The sequence below is a fragment of the Streptomyces sp. NPDC096324 genome (assembly GCF_044763015.1).
Lineage (GTDB): Bacteria > Actinomycetota > Actinomycetes > Streptomycetales > Streptomycetaceae > Streptomyces.
The window spans coordinates 229,717-253,338 of sequence record NZ_JBIWFK010000005.1 but is presented as its reverse complement, the minus strand read 5'-3'; the positions used below and the strand labels follow the sequence as shown (position 1 = coordinate 253,338).

Below are 23,622 nucleotides of genomic sequence, written 5' to 3'. Positions count from 1 at the left end.
CCATCGCAGCGGAACCGATCGTGCCGGACCCCGCGTCTTGGGGGACGTGCAGCGTCATGGTTCAGAGGACGGCAGCGCCGTCACCCGCGTCCGTGTGGCAGGAGGTGTCCTCCTCGTCGCACACCTGGCGCTCGTCGCCTGGATCACGCTGCGGCCGCTGGACGTCCCCTGGGTGAGCGCCGCCAACCTGCGGCCCTTCGCGGGTATCAGAGCCGACCTCGCACTGGGCCCCGAGGTGGCCGCCCGGCGTATCGCCGCGGGCCTCGGCCTGCTCGCCCCGCTGGGTGTGCTGCTCCCGATGGCGGGGGGCAGGCTCGTCGTCTCCCCCCTCGGTTCGCTCCTGCGGACGGCCGCCGCCGGCGTGCTGCTGTCGCTGGGCATAGAACTGCTCCAGACCGGGGTGCCGGGCCAGGTCGTGGACATCGACTCGATCATTCTGAACACCGTCGGCGTGGCGCTCGCGCATCTCGCGGTCGTACCCGCCCTCAGGGCCCGGTTCCGCCGCAGGGTCGAGACGCGGCGCCGCGCGGCCGTCCTCCGGGAGGACCTGGCTCAGGGTCGGACCCCGACGATTGCCAGGGTCGGGATCGCTCCCTGGAGCGAGGTGTCGCGCACGTCGTCCTCGTAGCGTTGAGGACATCGGTGAAGGCACCGATGAGAACGACGAAGCCGGCCCCGCCGGCACTCGACGACGGTTCGCGAAGGAGCCACCATGACCGCCCTTGCCCGCCCCACGAACGGCCGCATGATCGGCGGAGTCTGTGCTGCGCTGGCACGGCGCTTCGGCACCTCGGCGACGACGATGCGTGTCGTCTTCGTCCTGTCCTGCCTGCTCCCCGGCCCGCAGTTCCTGCTCTACATAGCGCTGTGGATCCTCTTCCCGTCCGAGGACAAGGTCTCCCGCACCGCCTGGTGACCCGGGCGGGCGCCCGGTGGCGGCCCGCGGACGTACGGCGAACGCCGGTGGGGCACACCCGGGAAGGGTGTGCCCCACCGGCGTTCGTGCGGCCGGAATCGGCACGGCCGCGACGCGCGCGGCGCGTCCGCGTAGGGACGGAAGGCCCCGGGCTCGGACAGGCGAGGGGCCCGCGTCCGACCGCGAACGTCAGCCCAGCGGAACGCCGTTGACCGGCAGGCCGTGCGTGGGCAGCCCCTGAAGCGGCAGCCCACCGAGCAGCCCGGCCACGGGCGCGGACGGCCCGTTGGCGAGCAGACGCGTGGCGGCGGGCTGCGCGGCGACCGCACCCGTGCCGAGGGCGCTCTGGCCCTGGGCGAGCGCCTGACCGGCACCGGGCAGCGCCGAGGCGACGTTCTCGGAGGGCAGCGTCTTGGTGACGCTGTCCAGTGCCGAGGAGGCGTCCGGCACGGCCGGGGCGGCGCTCGCGGCGCCCGCGCCGACGGCGGCGAAAGCGGCGCCGAGAGCGGCGACACCGAGGGTCTTGGCAGCAGACTGCTTCATCAGGGATGCGTCCTTGGGGTGGGTAAGACGGTATGTGAGCGGTCCAGAACCGTAAACACGCGATCCCGCCCTCCGCAAACAGCGAAAAGCGGCCGAGTCATGGAGGAGAAGTGAAGACCCGGCCGCTCTCCGTTTGCCTCGATCAGGCTTGTTCTCCCGAGGAACCGCTGGTGGAGGCCGTCTGCTGGAACAGCCATTCGGACTTCAATTCCGCGTATCCGGGCTTGACCACGTCATTGATCATGGCCAGCCGTTCATCGAAAGGAATGAATGCTGACTTCATAGCATTGACCGAGAACCACTGCATGTCGTCGAGCGAGTAACCGAACGCCTCGACAAGGTGCTCGAATTCCTGGCTCATGCTCGTACCCGACATCAGACGGTTGTCGGTATTGACGGTGGCGCGGAAATGCAGACGCCGCAGCAGCCCGATGGGATGGGCCGCGTACGAGTCGGCGGCGCCGGTCTGGAGGTTGGAGCTGGGGCACAGCTCCAGCGGGATGCGCTTGTCGCGGACGTACGAGGCGAGCCGGCCGAGCTCCACCGAGCCGTCCTCGCGCACCTGGATGTCGTCGATGATGCGCACGCCGTGCCCGAGCCGGTCGGCGCCGCACCACTGGAGCGCCTGCCAGATGGACGGCAGGCCGAACGCCTCGCCGGCATGGATCGTGAAGTGGTTGTTCTCGCGCTTGAGGTACTCGAAGGCGTCGAGGTGCCGGGTGGGCGGGAAGCCGGCCTCGGCGCCCGCGATGTCGAAGCCGACGACGCCCGAGTCGCGGTAGCGGTTGGCGAGTTCGGCGATCTCCAGGGCGCGGGCCGCGTGCCGCATCGCGGTCAGCAGGGCGCCGACCCGGATGCGGTGGCCGTTCTCCCGGGCCAGCCGTTCCCCTTCCCGGAAGCCCTCGTTGACCGCCTCGACGACCTCTTCGAGGCTGAGCCCGCCCTCCAGGTGCTGCTCGGGCGCGTACCGCACCTCGGCGTAGACGACGCCGTCCTCGGCGAGGTCCTCGGCGCACTCGGCGGCGACCCGCACCAGGGCCTCGCGGGTCTGCATGACGGCGCAGGTGTGGGCGAACGTCTCCAGGTACCGCTCCAGCGATCCGGAGTCGGCGGCCTCGCGGAACCAGAGCCCGAGCTTGCCGGGATCGGTCTCGGGGAGGTTCGAGTAGCCCGATTCCCGGGCGAGTTCGACGATCGTGCCGGGGCGCAGGCCCCCGTCGAGGTGATCGTGCAGCAGGACCTTGGGCGCCCGGCGGATCTGCTCCGAGCTCGGGGTGTTCCGGATCTGGCTCGTCATTTTCGCACTCTAGCCCCTACGCGCGTAGATCTCCTGTTGTACGAATCCGTCGATACGTAACGGTGACCGTGCGGACGGGTGGCGTACACCCTTGCTTCTGACACTGTTCTGTCATGGCACAGCAAGCGACGCCGGTTCGCAGGGCCCGGCTGGGGAGGGCGCTCGGCCCCGAGCCGACGGCGGTCAGCGGAGTTGTTCTGCTGCTGCCGGGCGGCGAGGAGACCTCGTCCCGAAGACCCTCACCGATGATGGCGACCGCCTCCGTACGCGCGCTCGGGCGCCGGCTGGCCCGCGCCGGACGCGCGGAAGGCCTGGTCGGCCATGTCGTGCACTACCGGGTCCGCGGCTGGAACGGCAACGAGGCCGATCTCGCGGCCGACGCGTCCTGGGCCGCGGACGAGGTCGTCCGCCGCTACGGCGACGTGCCCGTGTGTCTGGCCGGCGTCGACATGGGCGGCCGGGCGGCGCTGCGCTCGGGCGGGCACGCGGCCGTCAACTCCGTGCTGGCGCTGGCACCCTGGCTGCCGGAGGAGGACGTCGCGGCGCCACCCGAACCGGTGAAACAGCTCGCGGGGCGGCGTGTGCTGATCGTGCACGGCACCAATGACGCTCGCACCGACCCGGAGTTGTCCTTCCGGCTCGCCGCGCGCGCGAAGAAGGCCAACCGCGGCATCTGCCGCTTCGAGGTCCACTCGGACGGGCACGCGCTGCACCAGCACCGGCACGAAGTCCTCTCCCTCGCCGAGGACTTCGTGATGGGCTCGCTGTTCGGCCACTCCTACTCCCGCCCGGTCGAGGACGCCTTCGCCGCGCCGCCGCCGCTCGGGCTGCGGATGCCGCTGGCGGCGGGCTTCGGGCAGTCGTTGCGCCGCTAGACCGTGCGGACACGGCCTAGGGCCCTTCCGGCAGGTCCCTTCCGTCCTGAACCGGGCCGGGGGCTCAGTCGGGCAGCAGGTGGCCGCGGCGGGAGAGCAGGAACTTCTTGAAGGCGGCCACCGGCGGGGTGTCCGGGTGGCCGTCCAGCCACGCGACGCCGATCTCGCGCACCGCGCGCGGGGCGGTGACCGTGAGTTCGACGACTCCCGGACGGGGGACGGCCGGTGGCGGCAGCAGGGCGACGCCGAGGCCGGCGGCGACGAGGCCGCGGAGCGTCTCCGCCTCCTCCCCCTCGAAGGCGATGCGCGGCCGGAACCCCGCCTCCTGGCACAGGTCGTCGGCGATGCGGCGCATCCCGTAACCGGGTTCCAGGGTCACGAACGTCTCGTCGGCAGCCTCGGCGAGCCGGACACGCCGGCGCGAGGCGAGCGGATGATCGGCCGGCACGACCAGGCGGAGCTTCTGCTCGTCGAGTCGGCGGCCCACCAGATCGGGCGCGTCCGGCACGGGCGAGGTCAGGCACAGGTCCAGTTCGCCCGACCGCAGCCGCTCCAGCATGGCCTCCCCGTAGTTCTGCACGAGGCTGAAGCGGACGCCCGGGTGATCGGCGCGGAACGCCCGGATCAGCCCCGGCACCGTCTCCGAGCCCATCGTGTGCAGAAAGCCGAAGGCGACCTTGCCGGTGGCCGGGTCGGCGTCCGCGCGCACCTCCTCGGCGGCGCGCCCGACCTCGGCGAGGGCCCGCTCCACGGAGGAGAGGAAGGTGCGGCCGGCCGGGGTCAGCGACACCGTGCGGCCATGGCGCGCGAACAGGTCGACGCCCAGGTCCTGTTCGAGCCTGACCATGGCCCGGGACAGCGTCGACTGCGGGACGCCCATCTGCTCCGCGGCCCGGGTGACGTGCTCGGTGCGGGCGACACCGGCGAAGTACGCCAGGCGCGGGGCGAGCAGTCTCGCGAAGTGCGCACTGTCTTCTGTGTCACTGAACGGTGACAGGCGAGCCTGTGACCTCTGTTGATGCGCCATGGGAACGATTATGTCGATTCCATGCATTGGACGGATGAACGGCGGCTCCTTAGGTTCGAGGTATGCCTTCCGCCAGTACCGGGGCGCCCGTCACCACGGGCGCCGCCGCCTCCGCTCCCGCCGCCGTCTCCCTCCCCGCTCCCGCCGACTCCCGCCTGGCCCCCGGCGGGCCCGGCTACCGCCGGATGAGCTTCGCGCTCTTCCTCGCGGGCGTCGCGACCTTCGCGCTCCTCTACTCCACCCAGGCCCTGCTCCCGCTGGTCTCCTCGGACTTCGGGGTGAGCGCGAGCGAGGCGAGCTGGACGGTGTCGGCCGCGACGGGCGGACTCGCGCTGTTCGTCCTGCCGATGAGCGCGCTGTCGGAGCGGTTCGGACGGCGTACGTTGATGACGGCGTCCCTGGCGGTGGCGGTCGCCGTGGGCCTCCTGGTCCCCTTCGCGCCGTCGATCGGCACCCTGGTGGTCCTGCGGGCGGTCCAGGGCGCGGCACTCGCGGGACTCCCGGCGTCGGCGACGGCGTATCTCGCGGAGGAGGTCCGCCCCAAGGCGCTGATCACCGCGATCGGCCTGTTCGTCGCGGGCAACAGCGTCGGCGGGATGAGCGGCCGGGTCATCACCGGCTGGGTGGCGCAGGAATGGGGCTGGCGGGTGGCCGTCGGCACGATCGGGCTGATCGCCGTGGTCTGCGCGGTGGCCTTCCGGCTGCTGCTTCCGCCGCCGCGGCACTTCACGCGGGGTTCGCTGCGGCCCCGGGTGCTGGCCCGCACGGTGCGCGACCACCTCGCGAACCCGCTGCTGTGCCGGCTGTACGCGATCGGCGCGCTGTTCATGATGGTGTTCGGCGGGGTCTACACGGTCATCGGCTACCGCCTCGGCGAAGCGCCGTTCTCGCTTCCCCAGGGCATCGTCGGATCGGTCTTCCTGGTCTATCTCGTCGGCACGGTGTCCGCGTCCACGGCGGGCCGGCTGGCCGGCCGGCTGGGCCGCCGCGGCTCCCTGTACGTGGCGGGCGCCACCACGACCGCGGGGCTGCTCCTCTCCCTGGCCGGCTCCCTGGCGATGGTGCTGCTCGGTCTGGTCCTGATCACCGCGGGCTTCTTCGCGGGCCACGCGGTGGCGTCGTCGTCGGTGAGTCACACCGCGAAGACGGGACGGGCCCAGGCGTCGGCCCTCTACCAGTCCGCGTACTACATCGGCTCCAGCGCGGGCAGCACCCTGGGCGCGGTCGCCTTCCACGCCGGGGGCTGGGCGGGCACGGTGGCCATGGGGCTGTTCGCGGTGCTGGGAGTCGTCACGATCACCCTGTTCGGCTCCCGCGCGGCCCGTACCGCCGCGCGCGGCACTCCGGTTCCCGCGCCCGCCCACTGAGGTCCCGCCCCGGAGGTCCCCGAGCGGGGTCACCGGGGCCTCAAGGGCCCTCAAGAACCTCTCAGGGCCCGCACGAACACCCCCTGTGACCTGCCGTTATGCCCGCTCCGCACGCCATTGTCAGTGGGCTGCGGTAGCTTCCGAAGTGCCGGCGCGATGACGCGCGAATCGGAAACGGCCACAGGGGTGGGTTGGCGATGAGCGAGGGTACGGCGACAACGGCGGACCTGGACGTCCGGCTGGAGCGGCACCGGGTCGAGCTGACGGGGTACTGCTACCGCATGCTCGGTTCGTCCTTCGAGGCCGAGGACGCGGTGCAGGACACGATGGTCCGGGCCTGGCGCGGCTACGCCACGTTCGAGGGCCGCTCCTCGATGCGGTCCTGGCTGTACCGGATCGCGACGAACGTGTGCCTGGACATGCTCAACGCGGGCAACAGGAGAGCTCGTCCGATGGATCTCACGGGCCCCTCGCCGCTGGCGCAGGCCGTGCTCACCCCCCGACCGGACAACACCTGGCTGGAGCCGATGCCCGACGGCCGTGTGCTGCCGACGACCAGCGATCCGGCGGAGGCCGCGGTGGCCAAGGAATCGGTACGGCTGGCGTTCATGGCGGCCCTCCAGCAGCTTCCGCCCAAGCAGCGGGCGGTGCTCATCCTGCGCGAGGTCCTCGCGTGGCGGGCGAGCGAGGTCGCCGAGTTGCTCGGCACGAGCGTCGCCTCGGTCAACAGCGCCCTCCAGCGCGCCCGCGCCACCCTCGCGGAGAACGACGGGGCGGGCGCGGACGCCGCGACCTCCGACCCCCTCGACGAGGAGCAGCAGAAGCTCCTGGAGCGCTATGTGGCGGCCTTCGAGGGGTACGACATGAGGGCGCTGACGGCACTCCTGCACGAGGACGCGGTCATGACGATGCCGCCGTTCGACCTGTGGCTGCGGGGCACGGACGACATCACCGGCTTCATGACGACGCTGGGCGCCGCCTGCGCCGACTCGCGCCTGGTTCCGGTCGAGGTCAACGGCCTGCCGGGGTTCGCGCAGTACAAGCCGGACGAGGAGGCGGGCGGCCACACCCCGTGGTCGGTGCAGGTGCTGGAGATCTCAAAGGGCCGCATCTCCGGGTTCCACTTCTTCCTGGACACGGCCCGCTGGTTCCCCCTCTTCGGACTCCCCCTCCGTCTCGACGGGCCCGAGGCCCCCGGGCCCCGGGCCGAGACCGGACCCGCGGCTGTCGGAGGTCTCGAAGCGGAGGCCGACGAGGTCGAGTAGGGCGCGCAGTGCCGGGTCCGGGCCGTGCAGGCGGATCCGGCCTCCGGCCCGGCGGGCCGCCAGTTCCATGCGGGCCAGCGCGTCGACGGTGGTGAGGCCGGGCGGCCCGAGGCCGGCGACGTCGCAGACCACGACCCCGCAGCCGCTCGCCCCGAGGAGGGCCCGGACAGCCTCGCAGAGCCGGGGCACCTCGTCCCGGGTGACGAGTCCTGGCAGCACGAGCACGGCCGGTTTCGCGGAGTCCACGGTCAGTAGACCGCCCGGCGGCCGTGAACTCATCGCGGGCGGCGCGGAAGATCACATTGACCCGCGCCGGCTCGGCCCCCTTGGGTTGGGTGCATGCCCCATGAATCGGTTCCGCCCGCGATACGCGACGGCCTGCAGGCCTGCTCCCCGCCCGCCGAGGGGGCTTCGTGCGAGGAGTGCTGACGGGCTTCGCGGTCATCGCCGTCGTCATCGGCGTCGGATACGTCATCGGGCGGCGGGGCCATCTCGGGGACAACGGACGGGAGGTGCTGACGAAGCTCGCCTTCCATGTGGCCTCGCCCGCGCTGCTGTTCACGACGCTCGCGGGGGCGGATCTGTCGGTCGTCTTCTCCAGCCGGCTCCTGGTCACGGCGATGAGCACGGCCGCGGCGGCCGGGGTGTTCGTCGCGGTGGGGGCCGTACGGCGCTGGGGCCTGGGCAGGACGACGATTGGCGCGCTCTGCTCCAGCTACGTCAACTCCGGCAACCTGGGTATCCCGATCGCCGTGTACGTGCTGGGTGACGCCTCGCTGGTGGCGCCCGTCCTGCTGTTCCAGCAGATCATGGTCACGCCGATCGCCCTGACCGTTCTCGATCTGTCCGCGGCGGGCGAGAAGGGCCCCCTGTGGCGTCGGCTGCTCACACCGCTGCGCAATCCCATCGCGGTCGGTTCGCTGAGCGGGGTGGCGGTGTCGGCGGCGGGCCTGACCGTCCCGGGTCCGATCCTGGAACCGCTGCGGCTGATCGGCGGTATGTCGGTGCCCGCGGTGCTGCTGGCCTTCGGGATCTCGCTGTGCGGCAGCGCCCTGCCGGGCCGGGGCTCGGACCGGGGCCCGGTGCTGCTGTCGGTGGCGCTGAAGGCGGTGGGCCAACCGCCGGCCGCCTGGGCGCTGGCGGTCGGCGTGTTCGGCCTGCGCGGCGCGCCGCTGCTCGACGTGGTGGTGACCTCTGCGCTGCCGGCCGCGCAGAACCTGTTCACGTACGCCTCGCGCTACCGGGTCGGCGAGTCCCTGGCCCGTGAGTCGATCCTGCTCTCGACGATCCTGGCCGTGCCGGTACTCGTGGTGATCGCGGCCCTGCTCGGCTGAGGGGGGAAAGCGGCGGGGACCGGCGCGACAGCACCGGTCCCCGCCCTGGACGTGACGATCAGGCGATCCGGTCCAGCACGATCGGGGCGGCCTTGAAGTCGGTGCCGGCGGCGCCGATGTCGTACGAGCCCTGGACGGCCTGGAGCGCGTAGTCGAAGCGGTCCGGGGTGTCCGTGTGCAGGGTCATGAGGGGCTGGCCCGCCGTGACCGTGTCGCCCGGCTTGGCGTGCAGCTCGACACCCGCGCCGGCCTGCACCGGGTCCTCCTTGCGGGCGCGTCCGGCGCCCAGGCGCCAGGCGGCGATCCCGATGTCGTACGCGTCGAGGCGGGTCAGCACGCCGGAGGCCGGGGCGCTGACGACGTGCGTCTCGCGTGCGGTGGGCAGCGCGGCGTCCGGGTCGCCGCCCTGCGCGGCGATCATGCGGCGCCACACGTCCATCGCGGAGCCGTCGGCGAGCGCCTTCGCCGGGTCGGCGTCCTTGATCCCGGCCGCGTCGAGCATCTCGCGCGCCAGGGCGACGGTGAGCTCGACGACGTCGGCGGGGCCGCCTCCGGCGAGGACCTCGACGGACTCGCGGACCTCCAGGGCGTTGCCCGCGGTCAGTCCGAGCGGCGTGGACATGTCGGTGAGGAGCGCGACCGTCTTCACACCGTGGTCGGTGCCGAGGCCCACCATCGTGGAGGCCAGCTCGCGGGCGTCCTCGATGGTCTTCATGAAGGCGCCGCTGCCGACCTTCACGTCGAGGACCAGCGAGCCGGTGCCCTCGGCGATCTTCTTGGACATGATGGAGGAGGCGATGAGCGGGATGGCCTCGACCGTGCCGGTGACGTCGCGGAGTGCGTAGAGCTTCTTGTCGGCGGGGGCGAGTCCGTCGCCGGCCGCGCAGATGACCGCGCCGGTGGTGTCGAGGACGTGCAGCATCTCCTCGTTGGAGAGCAGCGCGCGCCAGCCCGGGATGGACTCCAGCTTGTCCAGGGTGCCGCCGGTGTGGCCGAGGCCGCGTCCGGAGAGCTGGGGCACCGCGGCACCGCAGGCGGCGACGAGCGGGGCCAGCGGAAGGGTGATCTTGTCGCCGACGCCGCCCGTGGAGTGCTTGTCGGCGGTCGGCCGGGACAGGGAGGAGAACTCCATGCGCTCGCCCGAGGCGATCATCGCGGCCGTCCAGCGGGCGATCTCACGGCGGTTCATGCCGTTGAGCAGGATCGCCATGTTGAGGGCGGCCATCTGGTAGTCGGCGACCTCACCGCGGGTGTACGCGTCGATGACCCAGTCGATCTGCGCGTCGCTGAGTTCGGCGCGGTCCCGCTTGGTGCGGATGACGGAGACGGCGTCCATGGCCATGGCGTTCCTTCCGAAAGATGAGCGGCCCCTCCCCGGCGTCGGCCGGCCGGAGGGGCCGCAGGGCATTACTTGGTGAGATGGCCCGGCCCGAAGGCCTGCGGGAGCATCTCGGAGAGGGGCACGAGCCCGCGCGGTGTCTCCACGATCAGCTCTTCCCCGCCGAACTCGAACAGCAGCTGCCGGCAGCGTCCGCACGGAACGAGGATCTCGCCCCGCCCGTCGACACACGTGAAGTGCGTCAGCCGGCCGCCTCCGGTGGCCCGCAGTTCGGAGACCAGACCGCACTCGGCGCACAGACCGAGGCCGTAGGAGGCGTTCTCGACGTTGCAGCCGGACACGATCCGGCCGTCGTCGACGCGGGCGGCGGCGCCGACCGGGAAGTCCGAGTAGGGGGCGTACGCGCGGGTCATCGCCGTACGGGCCACCTCCCGCAGCTCCTCCCAGTCGACCTCCGCGGAGTCCGCGCCGGCGGCCGTCACTTCCCCTGTCCCTTCCGGTACGGCAGGCCGTCCGCCTTCGGCATGCGCAGGCGCTGCGCCGAGAGGGACAGGACGAGGAGGGTGATGACGTACGGCGTGGCGGAGACGATCTGGCTGGGCACCTCGTTGGTCAGGGCGTACCAGAGGAAGACGAGGACACCGATGACCAGGGTGATGGCCGCGGAGACGTACTTCTTCTTGACCGCGAGCCAGATCGCGCCGATGGCGAGCAGGATGGCGCCGAGCAGCAGCAGGGCGTGGACGTTCTCGGAGCCGCCGCGCAGGTTGAGGCTGTCGGTGTAGCCGAACAGTCCGGCGCCGAGCGCGAGGCCGCCGGGCATCCAGTTGCCGAAGATCATCGCCGCGAGACCGATGTAGCCGCGGCCGGCGGTCTGGCCCTCCAGGTAGAAGGGGTTGGCGACGAGGGAGAGGAAGACTCCGCCGAGGCCGGCCAGTCCGCCGGAGATGATCACGGCGAGGTACTTGTACTTGTAGACGTTCACGCCGAGCGACTCGGACGCGATCGGGTTCTCGCCGCAGGACCGCAGGCGCAGACCGAACGAGGTGCGCCACAGGACCCACCAGGTGCCGGGGATCAGCGCGATGGCGATCAGGGTGAGCCAGGAGACGTCGGTGACCAGACCGCCGAGCAGACCCGCGATGTCCGAGATGAAGAACCAGCCCTTGGAGTTCAGGGTGGTGAGCCAGTCGGAGAGCCCTGGCACGGTGAACTGGCCGAGCGAGTCGACCGGCGGGGACTGCTTGGCCGAGCCGCCCTGGTGGCCCACGAAGGCGATCGGGGAGAGGTAGCGGGTGATGCCGAGCGCGAGGATGTTGATGGCCACACCGGAGACGATGTGGTTGACGTTGAAGGTGACCGTGATGATCGCGTGCAGCAGGCCGCCGAGGGCGCCGCCGATGATGCCGATCAGGACACCGGTCCACGGGCCCCACTGGTAGCCGGCCCAGGCGCCGAACCAGGTGCCGAGGATCATCATGCCTTCGAGGCCGATGTTGACGACGCCGGAGCGCTCGGCCCACAGACCACCGAGACCGGCCAGGCCGATCGGGACGGCCAGTTCGAGCGCGGTCGACATCTGGCTGACGTTGGTGATGCCGTCGGCGCCGGTGATGATGCGGACGATCGAGGTCAGCGCCAGGGCGCCCGCGATCACCAGCAGGAGGACGGGGAGCGACATCCGGCGGCTCTTGGGAGCCGAGGGCTGCGCCGTGGGCTGGTTGACGTCGGTTGCGGTGGTCATCGGCCCGCCACCTCCTTCTCGGTGTTGTCGTTACCGCCGAGGACGTTGCCCGCGGCGAGTTCGGCGCCGACGCGGCGCTGCTGGCGGCGCAGACCCCACTCGCGCACGGACTCGTAGGAGACGACGACGGCGATCACGATCAGGCCCTGCATGATGACCGCGATCTCCTTGTCGTACCCGTGGAAGTCCAGCTCGGGCGAGGCCTTGTCGAGCCAGGCCCACAGCAGGGACGCGAAGGCGATGCCGACGGGGCTGTTGCGGCCGAGCAGCGCGATACCGATGCCGAGGAAGCCGATGCCGGTCGGGAAGTTCAGGCTGTACGTGTGCGTGTCGCCGAGGAGGATCGGCAGACCGGCGAGACCGGCGATGCCGCCGGAGAGCAGCATCGCGGTGAGCACCATGCGCTTGGGGTCGACACCGCTGGCCGCGGCGGCGGACTCGGAGGCGCCGGAGGCGCGCAGGTCGAAGCCGAAGCGGGTGCGGTTGAGGACGATCCAGTAACCGATGCCGAGGATCACGGCGAGGATGACCAGACCGTAGATCTCGCCCGCGTCACCCATGCTGAAGCCGGGGATCCAGCCGGACTTGTGCATCTCGCCGGTGGTGTTGTTGTTGCCGAGCTTGACGCCGAAGACGTCGGGCAGCCACAGGTAGGCGATGACGGAGGTCGCGATCGCGTTGAGCATGATCGTCGCGACGACCTCGCTGACCCCGCGGGTGACCTTGAGGACACCGGCGATGCCGGCCCAGAACGCGCCGGTGCAGATCGCGGTCAGCATCAGCAGCGGGACCTGGAGCACGGCCGGCAGCGCGACGTGCGCGCCGACGACCGCGGCCATCATGGCGGCGAGCTGGTACTGGCCGTCGACACCGATGTTGAACAGGTTCATCCGGAAGCCGATGGCCACCGCCAGCGCCGCGATGTAGTACAGCGAGGCCTGGTTGATGATCAGGACCTGGATGTCGGAGTACGTCGCCTGCTGGAACATGATCGTGTACGGCTCGATCGGGCTCTTGCCCGAGGCGAGCAGCACGATCGAGGTCAGCGCCACGGCCACGACGAGCGCGATGACCGGTCCGGCCACCGCGAGGAGCAGGCGCTCCTTGTCGAACTTCTTCATCAGCGGGCCTCGTCTTCCGGGGCGTCGGCCGGGTTCTCGGCGGGCTCTTCGAGCTCGGCCGCTTCGGCGAGCTCCTCGTTCTCCAGGTGTCCGGAGGCGGCACCGGTCATGGCCGAGCCGAGTTCCTCCGGGGTGATGGTGGCCGGGTCCGCGTCCGCGACCAGCTTGCCGTTGTAGATCACGCGGAGCGTGTCGGACAGGCCGATGAGCTCGTCCAGGTCCGCGGAGATCAGCAGGACGGCGAGTCCTTCGCGGCGCGCCGCGCGGATCTGGTCCCAGATCTGCGCCTGCGCGCCGACGTCCACTCCGCGGGTGGGGTGGGCGGCGATCAGGAACTTCGGCTTGTGGCTCATCTCGCGGCCGACGATCAGCTTCTGCTGGTTGCCGCCGGACAGGGAGGCCGCGGTGACGTCGATGCCGGGGGTGCGCACGTCGTATTCCTCGACGATGCGGCGGGTGTCCAGCTGGGCGCCCTTGATGTCGATCCAGACACCCTTGGCGTTGGGCTTCTCGGTGACGTGGCCGAGGATGCGGTTCTCCCAGAGGGGGGCTTCCAGGAGGAGGCCGTGGCGGTGGCGGTCCTCGGGGATGTAGCCGATGCCGTTCTCACGGCGCTTGCGCGTGGACTGCCCGGTGATGTCCTCGCCCATGAAGCGGACGGCGCCGAAGTCCGCGGCCTTGAGGCCGATCAGCGCGTCGATGAGCTCGGTCTGGCCGTTGCCCTCGACACCGGCGATGCCCATCACCTCACCGGCGTGGATGGTGAAGGAGACGTGGTCGAGCACGAGGCGTACGGCGCCGCGCTCCACCTGGTCCATGAGCAGAGCCGCGGAGCCCTTGCCCATCGACACCGAGCCCTTGGCGAAGACGACCAGGTCGTCGACCTCGATCACGGCCTGGTCGGTGACCGTCGACTCGGAGGTCTCCGGCGTCGGAAGTTCGCTGCCGACCATCAGCTCGGCGAGCTGACGCGGGGTCGTCTCCGAGGGCACGGCGGTGCCGACCGTCGTACCGCGCCGGATGACCGTGATGTCGTCGGCGACCGAGAGGACCTCGCCCAGCTTGTGCGAGATGAAGATGACCGACAGACCTTCGGCCTTGAGCTCGCGCAGGTTGTCGAAGAGCGCGTCGACCTCCTGCGGCACGAGGACGGCGGTCGGCTCGTCGAGGATCAGGATGCGGGCGCCGCGGTAGAGGACCTTGAGGATCTCCACGCGCTGCCGTTCGGCGACGCCGAGCTCCTCGACCAGGACGTCGGGGCGGACCCCGAGGCCGTAGCGGTCGGAGATCTCCACGATCTTGCGGCGGGCCTTGGCGCCGATCCCGTACAGCTTCTCGCTGCCGAGGGTGACGTTCTCCAGGACGGTGAGGTTGTCGGCCAGCATGAAGTGCTGGTGGACCATGCCGATGCCGCGGGCGATGGCGTCACCGGGCGACGAGAAGGTGACCTGTTCGCCGTCGACGGCGATGGTGCCCTCGTCCGGCTTCTGCATGCCGTAAAGGATCTTCATCAGCGTCGACTTGCCGGCGCCGTTCTCGCCGACGAGGGCGTGCACGGTGCCCTTGCGGACGCTGAGGTGGATGTCGTGGTTGGCCACGACGCCGGGGAATCGCTTCGTGATCCCGGCAAGCTCGACGGCGGTCACCTGACCGTTGACCGCGTCGGCCGGAGGGCTGCTGGACGCGTTGATGGCGCACTCTCCTGAGGGAAAGGGGGTCGTCTACGCGCGTAGCGCCCCTACGGCAACGAAAGGGGCCACAGGCCGCGAGAACGGGATACGTGGAGCAAGACTCCTCGTATCCCGTTGAGCGGACGTAACCCCGCGGTTACCAAGCGGCTCCGGGGCGGAACAGGCGCCTCCCCGTGCCGGCCGGCACGAAGACTTGCCCGAACTTCCCCGGGACCGCATTGGCTGCTCCTGAGGTACTTCTCGTCAGCTGGTCTTGACCTTGATCGCACCGCTGATGATCTTCTCCTGGGCGGCCTTGACGGCGTCCTGGATCGCGGTGTTGCTCTTGAAGGCCGGGTTGGAGTCGGCCAGGCCGACCTCACCGGACTTCAGATCGCCCCGAACGATACCGCTCTCGGGCTTGCCGTCCTCGACCGACTTCGCCAGGTTGAAGACCGCCTTGGAGACATCCTTGGTCGCGGAGGTCAGGATCGAGTCCTTGTACTGGGCCAGCGCCTCCTGGAGGTACTGGTCCGAGTCGACGCCGATCGCCAGAACCTTCTTGGCGGAGGCGGCCTCGATGACACCCTGACCGGACAGACCGGCCGCGGCGTAGACGACGTCGGCCTTCTTCTCGATCTGGCCCTCGGCGGCCGTCTTGCCCTTGTCGGGGCTGGAGAAGCCACCCTCCTGGGCGGTCTGCGTCAGGTACTGCGAGAGGACCTTGACGCCGGGCTTGGTGTCCTTGACACCCTGCTCGAAGCCCGCCTCGAACTTGTGGATCAGCGGAACGTCCACACCGCCCACGAAGCCGACGGTGTTGGTCTTGGTGGCCTTGGCGGCGGCGACGCCGGCCAGGTACGAGGCCTCCTGCTCCGAGAAGACCAGGTCCGCGACGTTCTTCGCCTCGACGGTGGAGTCGTCGACGATGCCGAAGGTGGTGTTCGGGAACTTCTCCGCGGCGGCCTTGACGGCCGGGCCGTAGGCGTAACCGATGCCGATGACCGGGTTGTAGCCCTGCTTGGCCAGGGAGACCAGACGCTGGGTCTTGTCCGCGTCCGTCTCACCGTCGGTGGGCTCGACGTCGGCGGTCTCGTACTTGAACTCGCCCTTCGCCTTCTTCAGACCCTCGAACGCGGCGTCGTTGAAGGACTGGTCGCCCTTGCCGCCGACGTCGTACGCGATGGCGAGGCCCTTGTTGCCGCCCTTGGAGTCCGAGGAGGACGAGGAGTCGGTCGAGGTGCCGCCACAGGCGGACAGAGCGAGGGCGAGAGAGGCGGTCGCAGTGCCTGCGAGCGCGATGCGGGTAACCCGGCGCATTACATGTGCTCCTGTCGTTCAGCGCCTGACGGTTCAGCTTCGGCGCTGGCTTCGCCGCAGATTAACGCGCGTAGACCAACTAGAAAACCCCTTCTGTCCACCTTGTTATCCGGCTGTGCTCGACGCCACTTGCCCAGGGGCCCCGCACCTGCCGATCGCCAGGGGAAAAGACGGAGAGGGGACGGTGGGAACGGACAGCGGAACGGGCGGGCACCTGGGGTGCCCGCCCGTTCCGCGGTACTTCATTCGTGTTCGCCCGCCCGGTAGGGGCGGAGGGGACCGGAGACGGGCCGGGGCCCGCCGCGGTCACCCGCCGTTCACGCGACTACGAGGTCTTGACCTTGATGTCGCCGGCGATGATGGCGGCCTTCGCCTTGTCCACGGCGTCGGTGAGACCGGCGATCTGCGCCATCTTCGGGTTGCTGTCGGCGAGGCCGACACCGTTGACCTTGAGGTCGAAGGTCTGCGTGCCGGTGAGCGGCTTGCCGTCGTGGACCGACTTCGACAGCGTGAAGACCGCGCCGCCGACGTCCTTGAGCGCGGAGGTCAGGATCTTGTCCTTGTACGCCGCCAGCGCTTCCTGCTTGTACTGGTCTGAGTCGACGCCGATCGCCCACACGCCCGCCTTGGAGGCGGCCTCGATGACACCCTGGCCGGAGAGACCGGCGGCGGCGTACAGGACGTCCGCGCCCTTCTCGATCTGGCCCTCGGCGGCGGCCTTGCCCTTGTCGGGGCTGGAGAAGCCACCCTCGGCGGCGGTCTGCGTCAGGTACTGCGAGAGGACCTTCACGCCGGGCTTGGTGTCCTTGACGCCCTGCGTGTAGCCGGCCTCGAACTTGTGGATCAGCGGAACGTCCACACCGCCGATGAAGCCGACCGTGTTGCTCTTGGTGGCCTTGGCGGCGGCGACGCCGGCGAGGTAGGAGGACTCCTGCTCGGCGAACACCAGGGAGGCGACGTTCTTGCCGTTGACGACCGAGTCGACGATGCCGAAGGTGGTCTTCGGGAACTTCGCGGCGGCCTTCTCCAACGCGGGGCCGTAGGCGAAGCCGATGCCGATGACCGGGTTGTAGCCCTGCTTGGCGAGGGACTCCAGACGCTGCTGCTTGTCGGCGTCCGTCTCGTTGTCGGTGGGCTCGACGTCGGCCGTCTGGTAGCCGAACTCCTTCTTCGCCTTCTCCAGGCCCGCGAACGCGGCGTCGTTGAAGGACTGGTCGCCCTTGCCGCCGACGTCGTACGCGATGGCGAGGCCCTTGCCGCCACCGCTCTCGCTGCTGTTGCTGCTGCTGTTGCTGTCGCTGCTGGTACCGCCGCAGGCGGTGGCGGCGAGTGCGAGCGACGCGACCCCCACCGCGATGCGGGTCAGGCTGGCAATCCGACGCATCTGAAGCTCCCCATTCTCCAAAGCCCCGCAGTGGGTGCTGAGTTCGGCGCACATTAACGCGCGTAGACCGTCCAGGGAACGGGGTTCCGCCTGGCCGTTATCCATTCGTGCCGATGGCCGGTTACGTCCTTGTGAACCATGCGGCCGAAAGGCGTGTTCGGGGACGCAGTGACCGTCACGGGCCTCACGGGGCGGATCCGGTTACCGGACCCCGGGTGACGGAACGCGTGGTCGCTGCTCCACAAAGTGACTGTTGTCGAGAACTGCCGACCACGCTACTGCCGGGGCGTGGGGGGCGCGACCGGAGTTCACCCGGTCGCGTCCGTCGCCTGTTCGGGGCCCCAGGAGGGGGGTTGGTCCAGCGGCCCGGGGAGGGGGCCGGCCCAGCGGCGCCGGGAGGGGGCGGCCCAGCGGCCTAGGAGGCGGGCTGGTCCAGGAGGGCCGCGGCGGTGAACATCTCGACGCCGACCGTGATCGCGTGCTCGTCGGCGTCGAAGTCGCCCCGGTGCAGATCGCGGGTGGTGCGGTCGCCGGGGCGTCGTACCCCGAGCCGGGCCATCGCGCCGGGCACGTGCTCCAGATACCAGGAGAAGTCCTCGCCGCCGAGGCTCTGCTCGGTGTCCTCGATGGACTGCGCGCCGCGCCGGGCGGTCATGGCGTCGCGGAGCAGGTCGGTGACGGCCGGGTCGTTGACGACGGGCGGGACGCCCCGGATGTAGTTGATCTCCGACTTGGCGCGGTAGAGGTTCGCGATCTCGTCGATGGCCGCGTGGACGAGGTCGGGCGCGGCCCGCCAGGCGTCGAGGTCCAGGCAGCGGATCGTCCCGGACAGTTCGGCGTGCTGGGGGATCACGTTGCAGGCGTGCCCCGACTCGATGCGCCCCCAGGTCACCGCGAGCCCGCTGCGGGCGTCCACACGCCGGGCGACGAGCGCCGGCACATCGGTGACGACCCGCGCGGCGGCGGTGACGAGGTCGGTGGTGAGGTGGGGGCGCGCGGTGTGGCCGCCCGCGCCGTCGAGTGAGACTTCGAGCCGGTCGCACGCCGAGGTGATGGCGCCGTGCCGCAGTCCGATGCGCCCCGCGTCGACCCTCGGGTCGCAGTGCACACCGACGATCCGCCCGACCCCTTCGAGCACGCCCGACTCGATCGCGTCCGGGGCGCCGCCGGGCAGCACCTCCTCGGCGGGCTGGAAGATCAGCCGGACACGCCGGGGCAGCAGGCCCTGGGCGTGCAGGTCGGCGAGGACGAGACCGGCACCGAGCACCACCGTGGTGTGGACGTCGTGGCCGCAGGCGTGGGCGCGGTCGGGCACCGTCGAGCGGTACGCGCAGTCACTCTTCGTGTCCGGGATGGGCAGCGCGTCGATGTCGGCGCGCAGGGCCAGCATGGGGCGTACGTCGTCGGCGTCCCCGATGTCACAGATGAGGCCGGTCCCGATGGAGAGGACCCGCGGCTGGAGGCCCGCCTGCTCCAGGCGCGCCTTGATCGCCGCGGTGGTGCGGAACTCCTGGTTGCCGAGCTCCGGGTGCATGTGCAAGTCGCGGCGGAACGCGACAAGTTCGGCGCGCAGTGCCTCGGGCAGCGCGCCCGGGAGCAGCGGCTCCCCGGGGAGATCGGCCTCGGACTCTCGGGACATCAGTTGGTTCACCCTTTGAAGGGTAGGACGATCGGGCGGCCAACTAACCCACGATCAACAAAAGTTCAGCCCGTTAGGGGAAGAAAATCTGGCCGCGCGGCGCATGGTCGGCTACGAGGATGGGTAAACTCGCCCGGCTCTTCGGGCGTTTGGATCTTGAACGGGTGCGGGTGACCGGCTGTGATCCGACTCGTCGGCGGCGTGCGCCGATGTGCACCGGAGAAGGCCCGGGGTTCCCGGGCTCATTCCCCTTCGTGGTCTCCACGGTCTCACACCGACGCGCCCGGATCCCGGCGAGACCGCCGTCTCCGGCCTTTTCGGGTCACGTTCCGTCATGAGGGACCCGGCGTGTCGCCGCCGGTGCCGGGCGGACACCGCGGGGCCGGGCCGGGCGAGTCCGTTCGCGCTCCCGGCAGGGCGGGTCGCGGGGCCTTGTCGGCCGGGCCGGGTGGCGGGCCCGAGTCCACCGGCCGGGGTGGCGGGCCCGGGTCCACCGGCCCAGGTGGCGGGCGCGCGTCGGTGCGGGCGGGGCGGCTCGGGCGCACCGGCAGGGGTGGGCCTGCGCAAGCGGGCCCGCCCAGCCGGGTCGGTGCGGGCGGTCGGTACGGGCGGGGTCCTTGTCGGCGGGGGCGGTGCCGGGCGGGTGGCTCAGCCGAAGCGGCCCGCCACGTAGTCCGCGGTGCGCTGGTCCTTCGGGGTGCCGAAGATGTCGGTGGTGGGACCGTGCTCGACGATGGCGCCCGGGGTGCCCTGCTCGGCGAGGAAGAACGCGCACTGGTGCGAGACGCGGGCCGCCTGCTGCATGTTGTGGGTGACGATGACGACGGTCACCTGTCCGGCGAGTTCGTGGATGGTCTCCTCGACACGCCGGGTCGAGGTCGGGTCGAGCGCCGAGCACGGCTCGTCCATGAGCAGGACCCGGGGCCGTACGGCGAGGGCGCGGGCGATGCACAGGCGCTGCTGCTGACCGCCGGAGAGGGCGCCGCCGGGCTGCCGCAGCCGGTCCCGGACCTCCTTCCACAGGCCCGCCCGGGTCAGGCTCTCCTCTACCAGCTCGTCCTTCTCCCGGCGGCCCGCGCGCGTGCCGGTCAGGCGCAGGCCCGCGACCACGTTGTCGTAGATCGACATGGCCGGGAACGGGTTCGGCTTCTGGAAGACCATGCCGATCCGGCGCCGGGCCTCGGTCAGCCGCCGCTCGGGGGCGTAGATGTCCTCGCCGTCGAAGAGCACCTCGCCGGCCATCGCGGCGGAGGGGATCAGCTCGTGCATCCGGTTGAGCGTGCGCAGGAAGGTCGACTTGCCGCAGCCGGACGGACCGATCAGGGCGGTGACCTGTCCGGCGGGCATGGTGAGGGAGACGCGCTCCAGCACCAGGTGGCTGCCGAACCAGGCCGACACCTCGCGCGCGTCGAGCTCGGCGGGAGCCACCGCGGGGCGGGCCGGGAAGGTCCCGTCCGACAGGACGGGCGGCAGGGCGACGGTGTCGGCCGCGGTGCCCGGGTCGAGGACGGCGGTGGCGGCGGGCGCGGCACGGCCGGTGCCGGCGGTGGCCGCCGGGACGCTGTCGGTCGGGGCGGTCTCGTTCGCGGCGCTGTCACGCGCGGCGGTCGCATCGGTCACGTCGGGCACCTCATGGCGAAATCGGGCCGGGCTCGGCTCGGCGGGGTGGGTCGGGGCCGGGGTGACCCGGTCGGGCGAGTCGGGCTCGGCCGGTCGGGCGGATTCCGGTGGTCGGGGCGTCGGGGCTGTGGGCGGTCAGGTCAGGTTGGGGAGGAGTTCCGTGGCTCGGGTCGCCACCTGGAGGCCGAGGACGGCGACGACCGGTGCGAACACGATCCAGGTCTGGTGGCGGCCCCAGCGGTGCCAGGCCCACACCGCGGCGACGGCCGCGACCACCAGTGCCTGGAGCCACATCACCAGCGGCCACGGCACTCCGCCGGGCCGGGCCAGCGGCTGCTCGGCCTCGGGCAGCGTGCCGGAGCGGATGACGGCGGCCGGGGTCTGCGCCGGCGCGGAGACCAGCTCGGCGTCGACCCGCAGCACCCCGCCGGGCATGAAGTCCGCTCCGGTGGCCGTGAGGAGGACCATGCGGCCCTTGCCCGCGTCGAGCGCGGCGGGCGCGGGATCACCGGCGCGCCGGAGACCGAAGACCCGGTACGTCGCCTTGCCCTGGCCGGTGGTCACGGTGAACGTGTCGCCGGCGGCGAGGTCGCCGAGGTGTCCGAAGGAACCGCCGTACGCGGCGGCACGGCCCATCAGCACGCTGGTGCCGGCCTGCCCCGGCATCGGGGTGTCCCGGCGGTGGCCGGGTCCGTCCTTCATGACGCCGGAGTCGGTGCCCTCCAGGACCACCTGGCGCACGTGGAGGGCGGGGATGTCGACGATCGCGACCGGGGTGCCGGGGGCGATCAGGGCCCCCTGCTCGTCGGTCTGGGCCACCGGGGCGGTGCCCAGCGCCAGTTGGGCGCGCAGGAAGTCGTATGCGGCGTGCTGCGCGGCGCGTTCCTGGAAGCCGCTGAGGAACAGCAACTGAACGGTGAGGCCGAGCAGCAGGGCCGCGAGGGTGAGCAGGCCACCGCGGGCGAGATGCCGGACGGCGGTGACGCCCCGAACGCCCGGCCGCGGCAGGGGCGTTGCGAGCGTGGTCTGTACGGCGACCGTCACGGCGGCACGTCTCCTTCACTCAACTCATGGAACGGGTAGGGCGGGTGGGGCGAAAGGGGCCCCCGCCGGGGAGCGTCCTGCTGGGCGCCCCCCGGCGGGAGGGTGGTGCTGCAGGCCGCGGATCAGGTGGACTTGATCTTGAAGTTGGCGCCGTTCTTCGAGTTCACCGTGGTGGACCCCACGTACCAGGCGTGCAGGGTGTGGGTGCCGCGGGACAGCTTCGGCAGCTTGACGGTCACCTTGCCGCCGCTCAGGGTGCCGGTGGCGATGACGTGCGAGCCCTCGTAGATGCGGACCGTGCCGGTCGGCGTGGTGCCGGTCGCGGTGACCTTGACGGTGACCTTGGCCTGCGAGAGGTGGCTGATCGAGGCCGGCGCCGTGGTGGTGACGCCCGGGGCCGCCTTCGAGACGGTCAGCGAAACGGTCCCGTTGGACGTCAGCAGCTTGCTGTTGCCGCCGTAGGACACCGTGAGGTTGTGCTTGGCGACCTTGAGGTGGCTGGACAGGCTGACGGAGACCTTGCCGGTGCTGTCCAGGGTGCCCGTGCCGAGGGTGGTGGTGCCCTCCTTCACGGTGACCGTGCCGGTCGGGACGACACCGTGCGTGCCGGTGACCGTGACGGCGACCTTCGGGCTCTTGCCGTACGCGGTCGTCGCGGTGGTCGCCTTCAGGGTGGTCGTGTACTTGATGTCGCCGGTCCAGGTGGCGACGGCGCCGCTGCCGTTGAGGTTGGCGGCGGAGACCGTGGCCGTGTAGTGGCCGAGGGCCAGCGAGCCGAAGGTGTACGACGTGGTGGTGGCCGGAACGTCCTTGACGGCCACGACGGCGCCGTCCGAACCGGTCAGGGTCACGCGGTAGTCGGTGACGGGGAGGCCGGTGGCGGCCGGGGCGGTCCAGTTCAGCTTGACGCTGCCGTCGCCGCGGGTGCCGCTCAGGGTGGGCGCGGCCGGCGTGGAGGCGTCGACGCCGGACTCCTCCAGGCCGCCGAGCTTGGCGTGCTTGGCGAGGTTGACCGAGCCGTTGTAGGACTCGTTCACGAAGCCGAACTTGGCGATGACGCCCTCGGCGGCGTCCGAGGCGAGGCCCGCCTCGTGCGAGCCGCTGGTGACGAAGACGTCGTAGAGGTCCTTGTCGAAGAAGATGCTGGTCGGGTCGATCGCCCGGCTCGGGACGACGTTGTACACGTCGCGGCCGAAGGTGGCGTTCTCGTAGTAGGCGCCGACGGGGGCGAGCTTGCCGTTCACGGTGGCGACCGGGGTGGTGGCGCCGGTGTCACCGGGAAGCTGCACGGCGGCCAGGTGGGCGCCGGCGGCGGCCGCGGTGGTGCTGAAGTCCGGGGAGATGCCGTTGTTCTGGGCGATCCAGCTTCCCACCGAGAACGGGACGAGCGCGCCGTCCGCGTCGAGGGCGCCGTTGGCCTGGTTCTCCTGCACGGTCGCGACGGTCGGGGAGAGCGTGGCGTCGGTGAGGCCGATGGCGCCGAGGAAGAACTTGCGGGTGCCGGAGCCGCTCTGCGGGATCTTCGGGTGCACGGTCTGGCCGTTCACCGCTGTCAGGGTGCCCGAGTAGATGTCGTGGAGCTGGTCGACGGTCAGCGTGTTGAGGGCCGAGCCGCGGACGGCGACGCCGACCGCGTCCCGCGCGAACGGGATGTAGGTGAAGGCGGTCCCGGAGGTGCTCGGGCCGCTGGAGGAGCGGGCGAAGTCGACCTGGCCCTTGATGGAGACACCCGAGCTGTCGGGGTACTTGTCGCCGGTCAGCGCCATGCTCAGGGCGAGACGGCCCTTGCCGGAGCCGTTCGGGCGCTGGAAGGTCGGGCCGCCCGTACGGGTCTGGATGTTCGAGGTGGTGGAGCCGGTGCCGGGCTCGATCGCGTCGTACGAGGCGATGCCCGCGCCGGTGGCCGACTTCACGGCGGTGGCCGTGTAGGAGTTGCCGTTGACGGTGTCGCCGGCCAGGGCGTTGAGCACGTCCTGGGTGGTGTCCGAGCCCACGCCGACCAGGGTGCGGAAGGTTCCGGCGGGGGTGGGGTCGGCGGACGCCGGGCTCGCCAGAGCCAGCGTGCCGGACACCACGGCGGCGGCGACCATGGCCGCCGAGAGGCGCGTCGTGCGCAT

20 protein-coding genes and 1 pseudogene are annotated in these 23,622 nt (G+C 71.2%); 6 read left to right on the top strand and 15 right to left on the bottom strand.

The window, feature by feature from the left end; genetic code table 11:
- Positions 1-46: 46 nt before the first annotated feature.
- Both ACIQ7M_RS15220 and ACIQ7M_RS15215 read left to right on the top strand, forming a co-directional pair.
- Positions 47-628, top strand: a complete 582-nt coding sequence (locus tag ACIQ7M_RS15220; protein ID WP_386989368.1) for a VanZ family protein — start codon at positions 47-49, stop codon at positions 626-628.
- An 84-nt stretch (positions 629-712) separates the two neighbouring features.
- Positions 713-916: a PspC domain-containing protein gene (locus ACIQ7M_RS15215; RefSeq protein ID WP_355773406.1), complete on the top strand. Its 204-nt coding sequence runs from the start codon at positions 713-715 to the stop codon at positions 914-916.
- Between the two features lie 189 nt (positions 917-1,105).
- Here ACIQ7M_RS15215 and ACIQ7M_RS15210 read toward each other — a convergent pair whose 3' ends face one another.
- Both ACIQ7M_RS15210 and ACIQ7M_RS15205 read right to left on the bottom strand, forming a co-directional pair.
- Positions 1,106-1,459: an ATP-binding protein gene (locus tag ACIQ7M_RS15210; RefSeq protein ID WP_355771503.1), complete on the bottom strand. Its 354-nt coding sequence runs from the start codon at positions 1,457-1,459 to the stop codon at positions 1,106-1,108.
- 142 nt (positions 1,460-1,601) lie between these two features.
- Positions 1,602-2,756, bottom strand: coding sequence for an adenosine deaminase (locus ACIQ7M_RS15205; protein ID WP_355771506.1), 1,155 nt, complete (start codon positions 2,754-2,756; stop codon positions 1,602-1,604).
- Between the two features lie 113 nt (positions 2,757-2,869).
- Between ACIQ7M_RS15205 and ACIQ7M_RS15200 the strand changes: the two genes are divergently transcribed.
- The gene (locus tag ACIQ7M_RS15200; protein WP_403643911.1) at positions 2,870-3,631 is read left to right on the top strand and encodes an alpha/beta hydrolase; all 762 of its coding nucleotides are present in this window, start codon (positions 2,870-2,872) and stop codon (positions 3,629-3,631) included.
- 64 nt (positions 3,632-3,695) lie between these two features.
- Here the strand turns inward: ACIQ7M_RS15200 and ACIQ7M_RS15195 are convergent, their stop codons facing one another.
- Positions 3,696-4,658: a LysR family transcriptional regulator gene (locus ACIQ7M_RS15195; protein ID WP_355771512.1), complete on the bottom strand. Its 963-nt coding sequence runs from the start codon at positions 4,656-4,658 to the stop codon at positions 3,696-3,698.
- 62 nt (positions 4,659-4,720) lie between these two features.
- Between ACIQ7M_RS15195 and ACIQ7M_RS15190 the strand changes: the two genes are divergently transcribed.
- A complete protein-coding gene (locus tag ACIQ7M_RS15190) occupies positions 4,721-6,025 on the top strand; it encodes an MFS transporter (protein WP_403643908.1) in 1,305 nt (434 codons plus the stop codon).
- Positions 6,026-6,222: 197 nt separating this feature from the next.
- On the top strand, positions 6,223-7,290 hold the full coding sequence (locus tag ACIQ7M_RS15185; RefSeq protein WP_355771518.1) for a sigma-70 family RNA polymerase sigma factor: 1,068 nt from the start codon (positions 6,223-6,225) through the stop codon (positions 7,288-7,290).
- 39 nt (positions 7,291-7,329) lie between these two features.
- On the opposite strand, the pseudogene ACIQ7M_RS15180 reads toward ACIQ7M_RS15185, so the two are convergent.
- A pseudogene (locus tag ACIQ7M_RS15180) lies at positions 7,330-7,569 on the bottom strand (hypothetical protein); the annotation flags it as partial.
- Positions 7,570-7,703: 134 nt separating this feature from the next.
- Here ACIQ7M_RS15180 and ACIQ7M_RS15175 point away from each other — a divergent pair.
- Entirely contained in the window at positions 7,704-8,624 is a 921-nt protein-coding gene (locus ACIQ7M_RS15175) for an AEC family transporter (protein ID WP_403643904.1), read from the top strand.
- Positions 8,625-8,682: 58 nt separating this feature from the next.
- On the opposite strand, the gene ACIQ7M_RS15170 is transcribed toward ACIQ7M_RS15175, so the two are convergent.
- The 11 genes from ACIQ7M_RS15170 to ACIQ7M_RS15120 all read right to left on the bottom strand — a co-directional run bounded on the left by ACIQ7M_RS15170 (position 8,683) and on the right by ACIQ7M_RS15120 (position 23,622).
- Positions 8,683-9,966: a thymidine phosphorylase gene (locus ACIQ7M_RS15170; RefSeq protein WP_355771524.1), complete on the bottom strand. Its 1,284-nt coding sequence runs from the start codon at positions 9,964-9,966 to the stop codon at positions 8,683-8,685.
- 65 nt (positions 9,967-10,031) lie between these two features.
- On the bottom strand, positions 10,032-10,445 hold the full coding sequence (locus tag ACIQ7M_RS15165) for a cytidine deaminase (protein ID WP_403643900.1): 414 nt from the start codon (positions 10,443-10,445) through the stop codon (positions 10,032-10,034).
- Positions 10,442-11,707, bottom strand: a complete 1,266-nt coding sequence (locus ACIQ7M_RS15160; protein ID WP_403643897.1) for an ABC transporter permease — start codon at positions 11,705-11,707, stop codon at positions 10,442-10,444. Before ACIQ7M_RS15160 ends, ACIQ7M_RS15165 begins: the two co-directional genes overlap by 4 nt.
- On the bottom strand, positions 11,704-12,828 hold the full coding sequence (locus tag ACIQ7M_RS15155; RefSeq protein ID WP_403643894.1) for an ABC transporter permease: 1,125 nt from the start codon (positions 12,826-12,828) through the stop codon (positions 11,704-11,706). The genes ACIQ7M_RS15160 and ACIQ7M_RS15155 overlap by 4 nt, the downstream gene beginning before the upstream one ends.
- A complete protein-coding gene (locus ACIQ7M_RS15150) occupies positions 12,828-14,474 on the bottom strand; it encodes an ABC transporter ATP-binding protein (RefSeq protein WP_403643891.1) in 1,647 nt (548 codons plus the stop codon). The genes ACIQ7M_RS15155 and ACIQ7M_RS15150 overlap by 1 nt, the downstream gene beginning before the upstream one ends.
- A 288-nt stretch (positions 14,475-14,762) precedes the next feature.
- Positions 14,763-15,818 (bottom strand): BMP family ABC transporter substrate-binding protein, encoded by a 1,056-nt coding sequence (locus ACIQ7M_RS15145; RefSeq protein WP_355771539.1) that lies wholly within the window; start codon positions 15,816-15,818, stop codon positions 14,763-14,765.
- A 325-nt stretch (positions 15,819-16,143) separates the two neighbouring features.
- Positions 16,144-17,202: a BMP family ABC transporter substrate-binding protein gene (locus ACIQ7M_RS15140; RefSeq protein ID WP_355759629.1), complete on the bottom strand. Its 1,059-nt coding sequence runs from the start codon at positions 17,200-17,202 to the stop codon at positions 16,144-16,146.
- Between the two features lie 415 nt (positions 17,203-17,617).
- Positions 17,618-18,841 carry a M20 family metallopeptidase gene (locus tag ACIQ7M_RS15135; protein WP_386984292.1) on the bottom strand — a complete coding sequence of 408 codons (1,224 nt, stop codon included), beginning with the start codon at positions 18,839-18,841 and terminating at the stop codon, positions 17,618-17,620.
- 648 nt (positions 18,842-19,489) lie between these two features.
- Complete coding sequence (pstB, locus tag ACIQ7M_RS15130) at positions 19,490-20,269, bottom strand: phosphate ABC transporter ATP-binding protein PstB (RefSeq protein WP_355759750.1); 780 nt, start codon at positions 20,267-20,269, stop codon at positions 19,490-19,492.
- 327 nt (positions 20,270-20,596) lie between these two features.
- The gene (locus tag ACIQ7M_RS15125) at positions 20,597-21,505 is read right to left on the bottom strand and encodes a sortase (RefSeq protein ID WP_403643886.1); all 909 of its coding nucleotides are present in this window, start codon (positions 21,503-21,505) and stop codon (positions 20,597-20,599) included.
- 122 nt (positions 21,506-21,627) lie between these two features.
- Positions 21,628-23,622, bottom strand: a complete 1,995-nt coding sequence (locus ACIQ7M_RS15120) for an Ig-like domain repeat protein (RefSeq protein WP_403643883.1) — start codon at positions 23,620-23,622, stop codon at positions 21,628-21,630.

What these genes read in the sequence shown, in the direction of transcription:
- ACIQ7M_RS15215 (WP_355773406.1), top strand. Translation starts at nt 713, where the DNA reads ATGACCGCCCTTGCCCGCCCCACGAACGGCCGCATGATCGGCGGAGTC.
- ACIQ7M_RS15210 (WP_355771503.1), bottom strand. Translation starts at nt 1,459, where the DNA reads ATGAAGCAGTCTGCTGCCAAGACCCTCGGTGTCGCCGCTCTCGGCGCC.
- ACIQ7M_RS15205 (WP_355771506.1), bottom strand. Translation starts at nt 2,756, where the DNA reads ATGACGAGCCAGATCCGGAACACCCCGAGCTCGGAGCAGATCCGCCGG.
- ACIQ7M_RS15200 (WP_403643911.1), top strand. Translation starts at nt 2,870, where the DNA reads ATGGCACAGCAAGCGACGCCGGTTCGCAGGGCCCGGCTGGGGAGGGCG.
- ACIQ7M_RS15195 (WP_355771512.1), bottom strand. Translation starts at nt 4,658, where the DNA reads ATGGCGCATCAACAGAGGTCACAGGCTCGCCTGTCACCGTTCAGTGAC.
- ACIQ7M_RS15190 (WP_403643908.1), top strand. Translation starts at nt 4,721, where the DNA reads ATGCCTTCCGCCAGTACCGGGGCGCCCGTCACCACGGGCGCCGCCGCC.
- ACIQ7M_RS15185 (WP_355771518.1), top strand. Translation starts at nt 6,223, where the DNA reads ATGAGCGAGGGTACGGCGACAACGGCGGACCTGGACGTCCGGCTGGAG.
- ACIQ7M_RS15170 (WP_355771524.1), bottom strand. Translation starts at nt 9,966, where the DNA reads ATGGCCATGGACGCCGTCTCCGTCATCCGCACCAAGCGGGACCGCGCC.
- ACIQ7M_RS15160 (WP_403643897.1), bottom strand. Translation starts at nt 11,707, where the DNA reads ATGACCACCGCAACCGACGTCAACCAGCCCACGGCGCAGCCCTCGGCT.
- ACIQ7M_RS15155 (WP_403643894.1), bottom strand. Translation starts at nt 12,828, where the DNA reads ATGAAGAAGTTCGACAAGGAGCGCCTGCTCCTCGCGGTGGCCGGACCG.
- ACIQ7M_RS15145 (WP_355771539.1), bottom strand. Translation starts at nt 15,818, where the DNA reads ATGCGCCGGGTTACCCGCATCGCGCTCGCAGGCACTGCGACCGCCTCT.
- ACIQ7M_RS15140 (WP_355759629.1), bottom strand. Translation starts at nt 17,202, where the DNA reads ATGCGTCGGATTGCCAGCCTGACCCGCATCGCGGTGGGGGTCGCGTCG.
- ACIQ7M_RS15135 (WP_386984292.1), bottom strand. Translation starts at nt 18,841, where the DNA reads ATGTCCCGAGAGTCCGAGGCCGATCTCCCCGGGGAGCCGCTGCTCCCG.
- ACIQ7M_RS15120 (WP_403643883.1), bottom strand. Translation starts at nt 23,622, where the DNA reads ATGCGCACGACGCGCCTCTCGGCGGCCATGGTCGCCGCCGCCGTGGTG.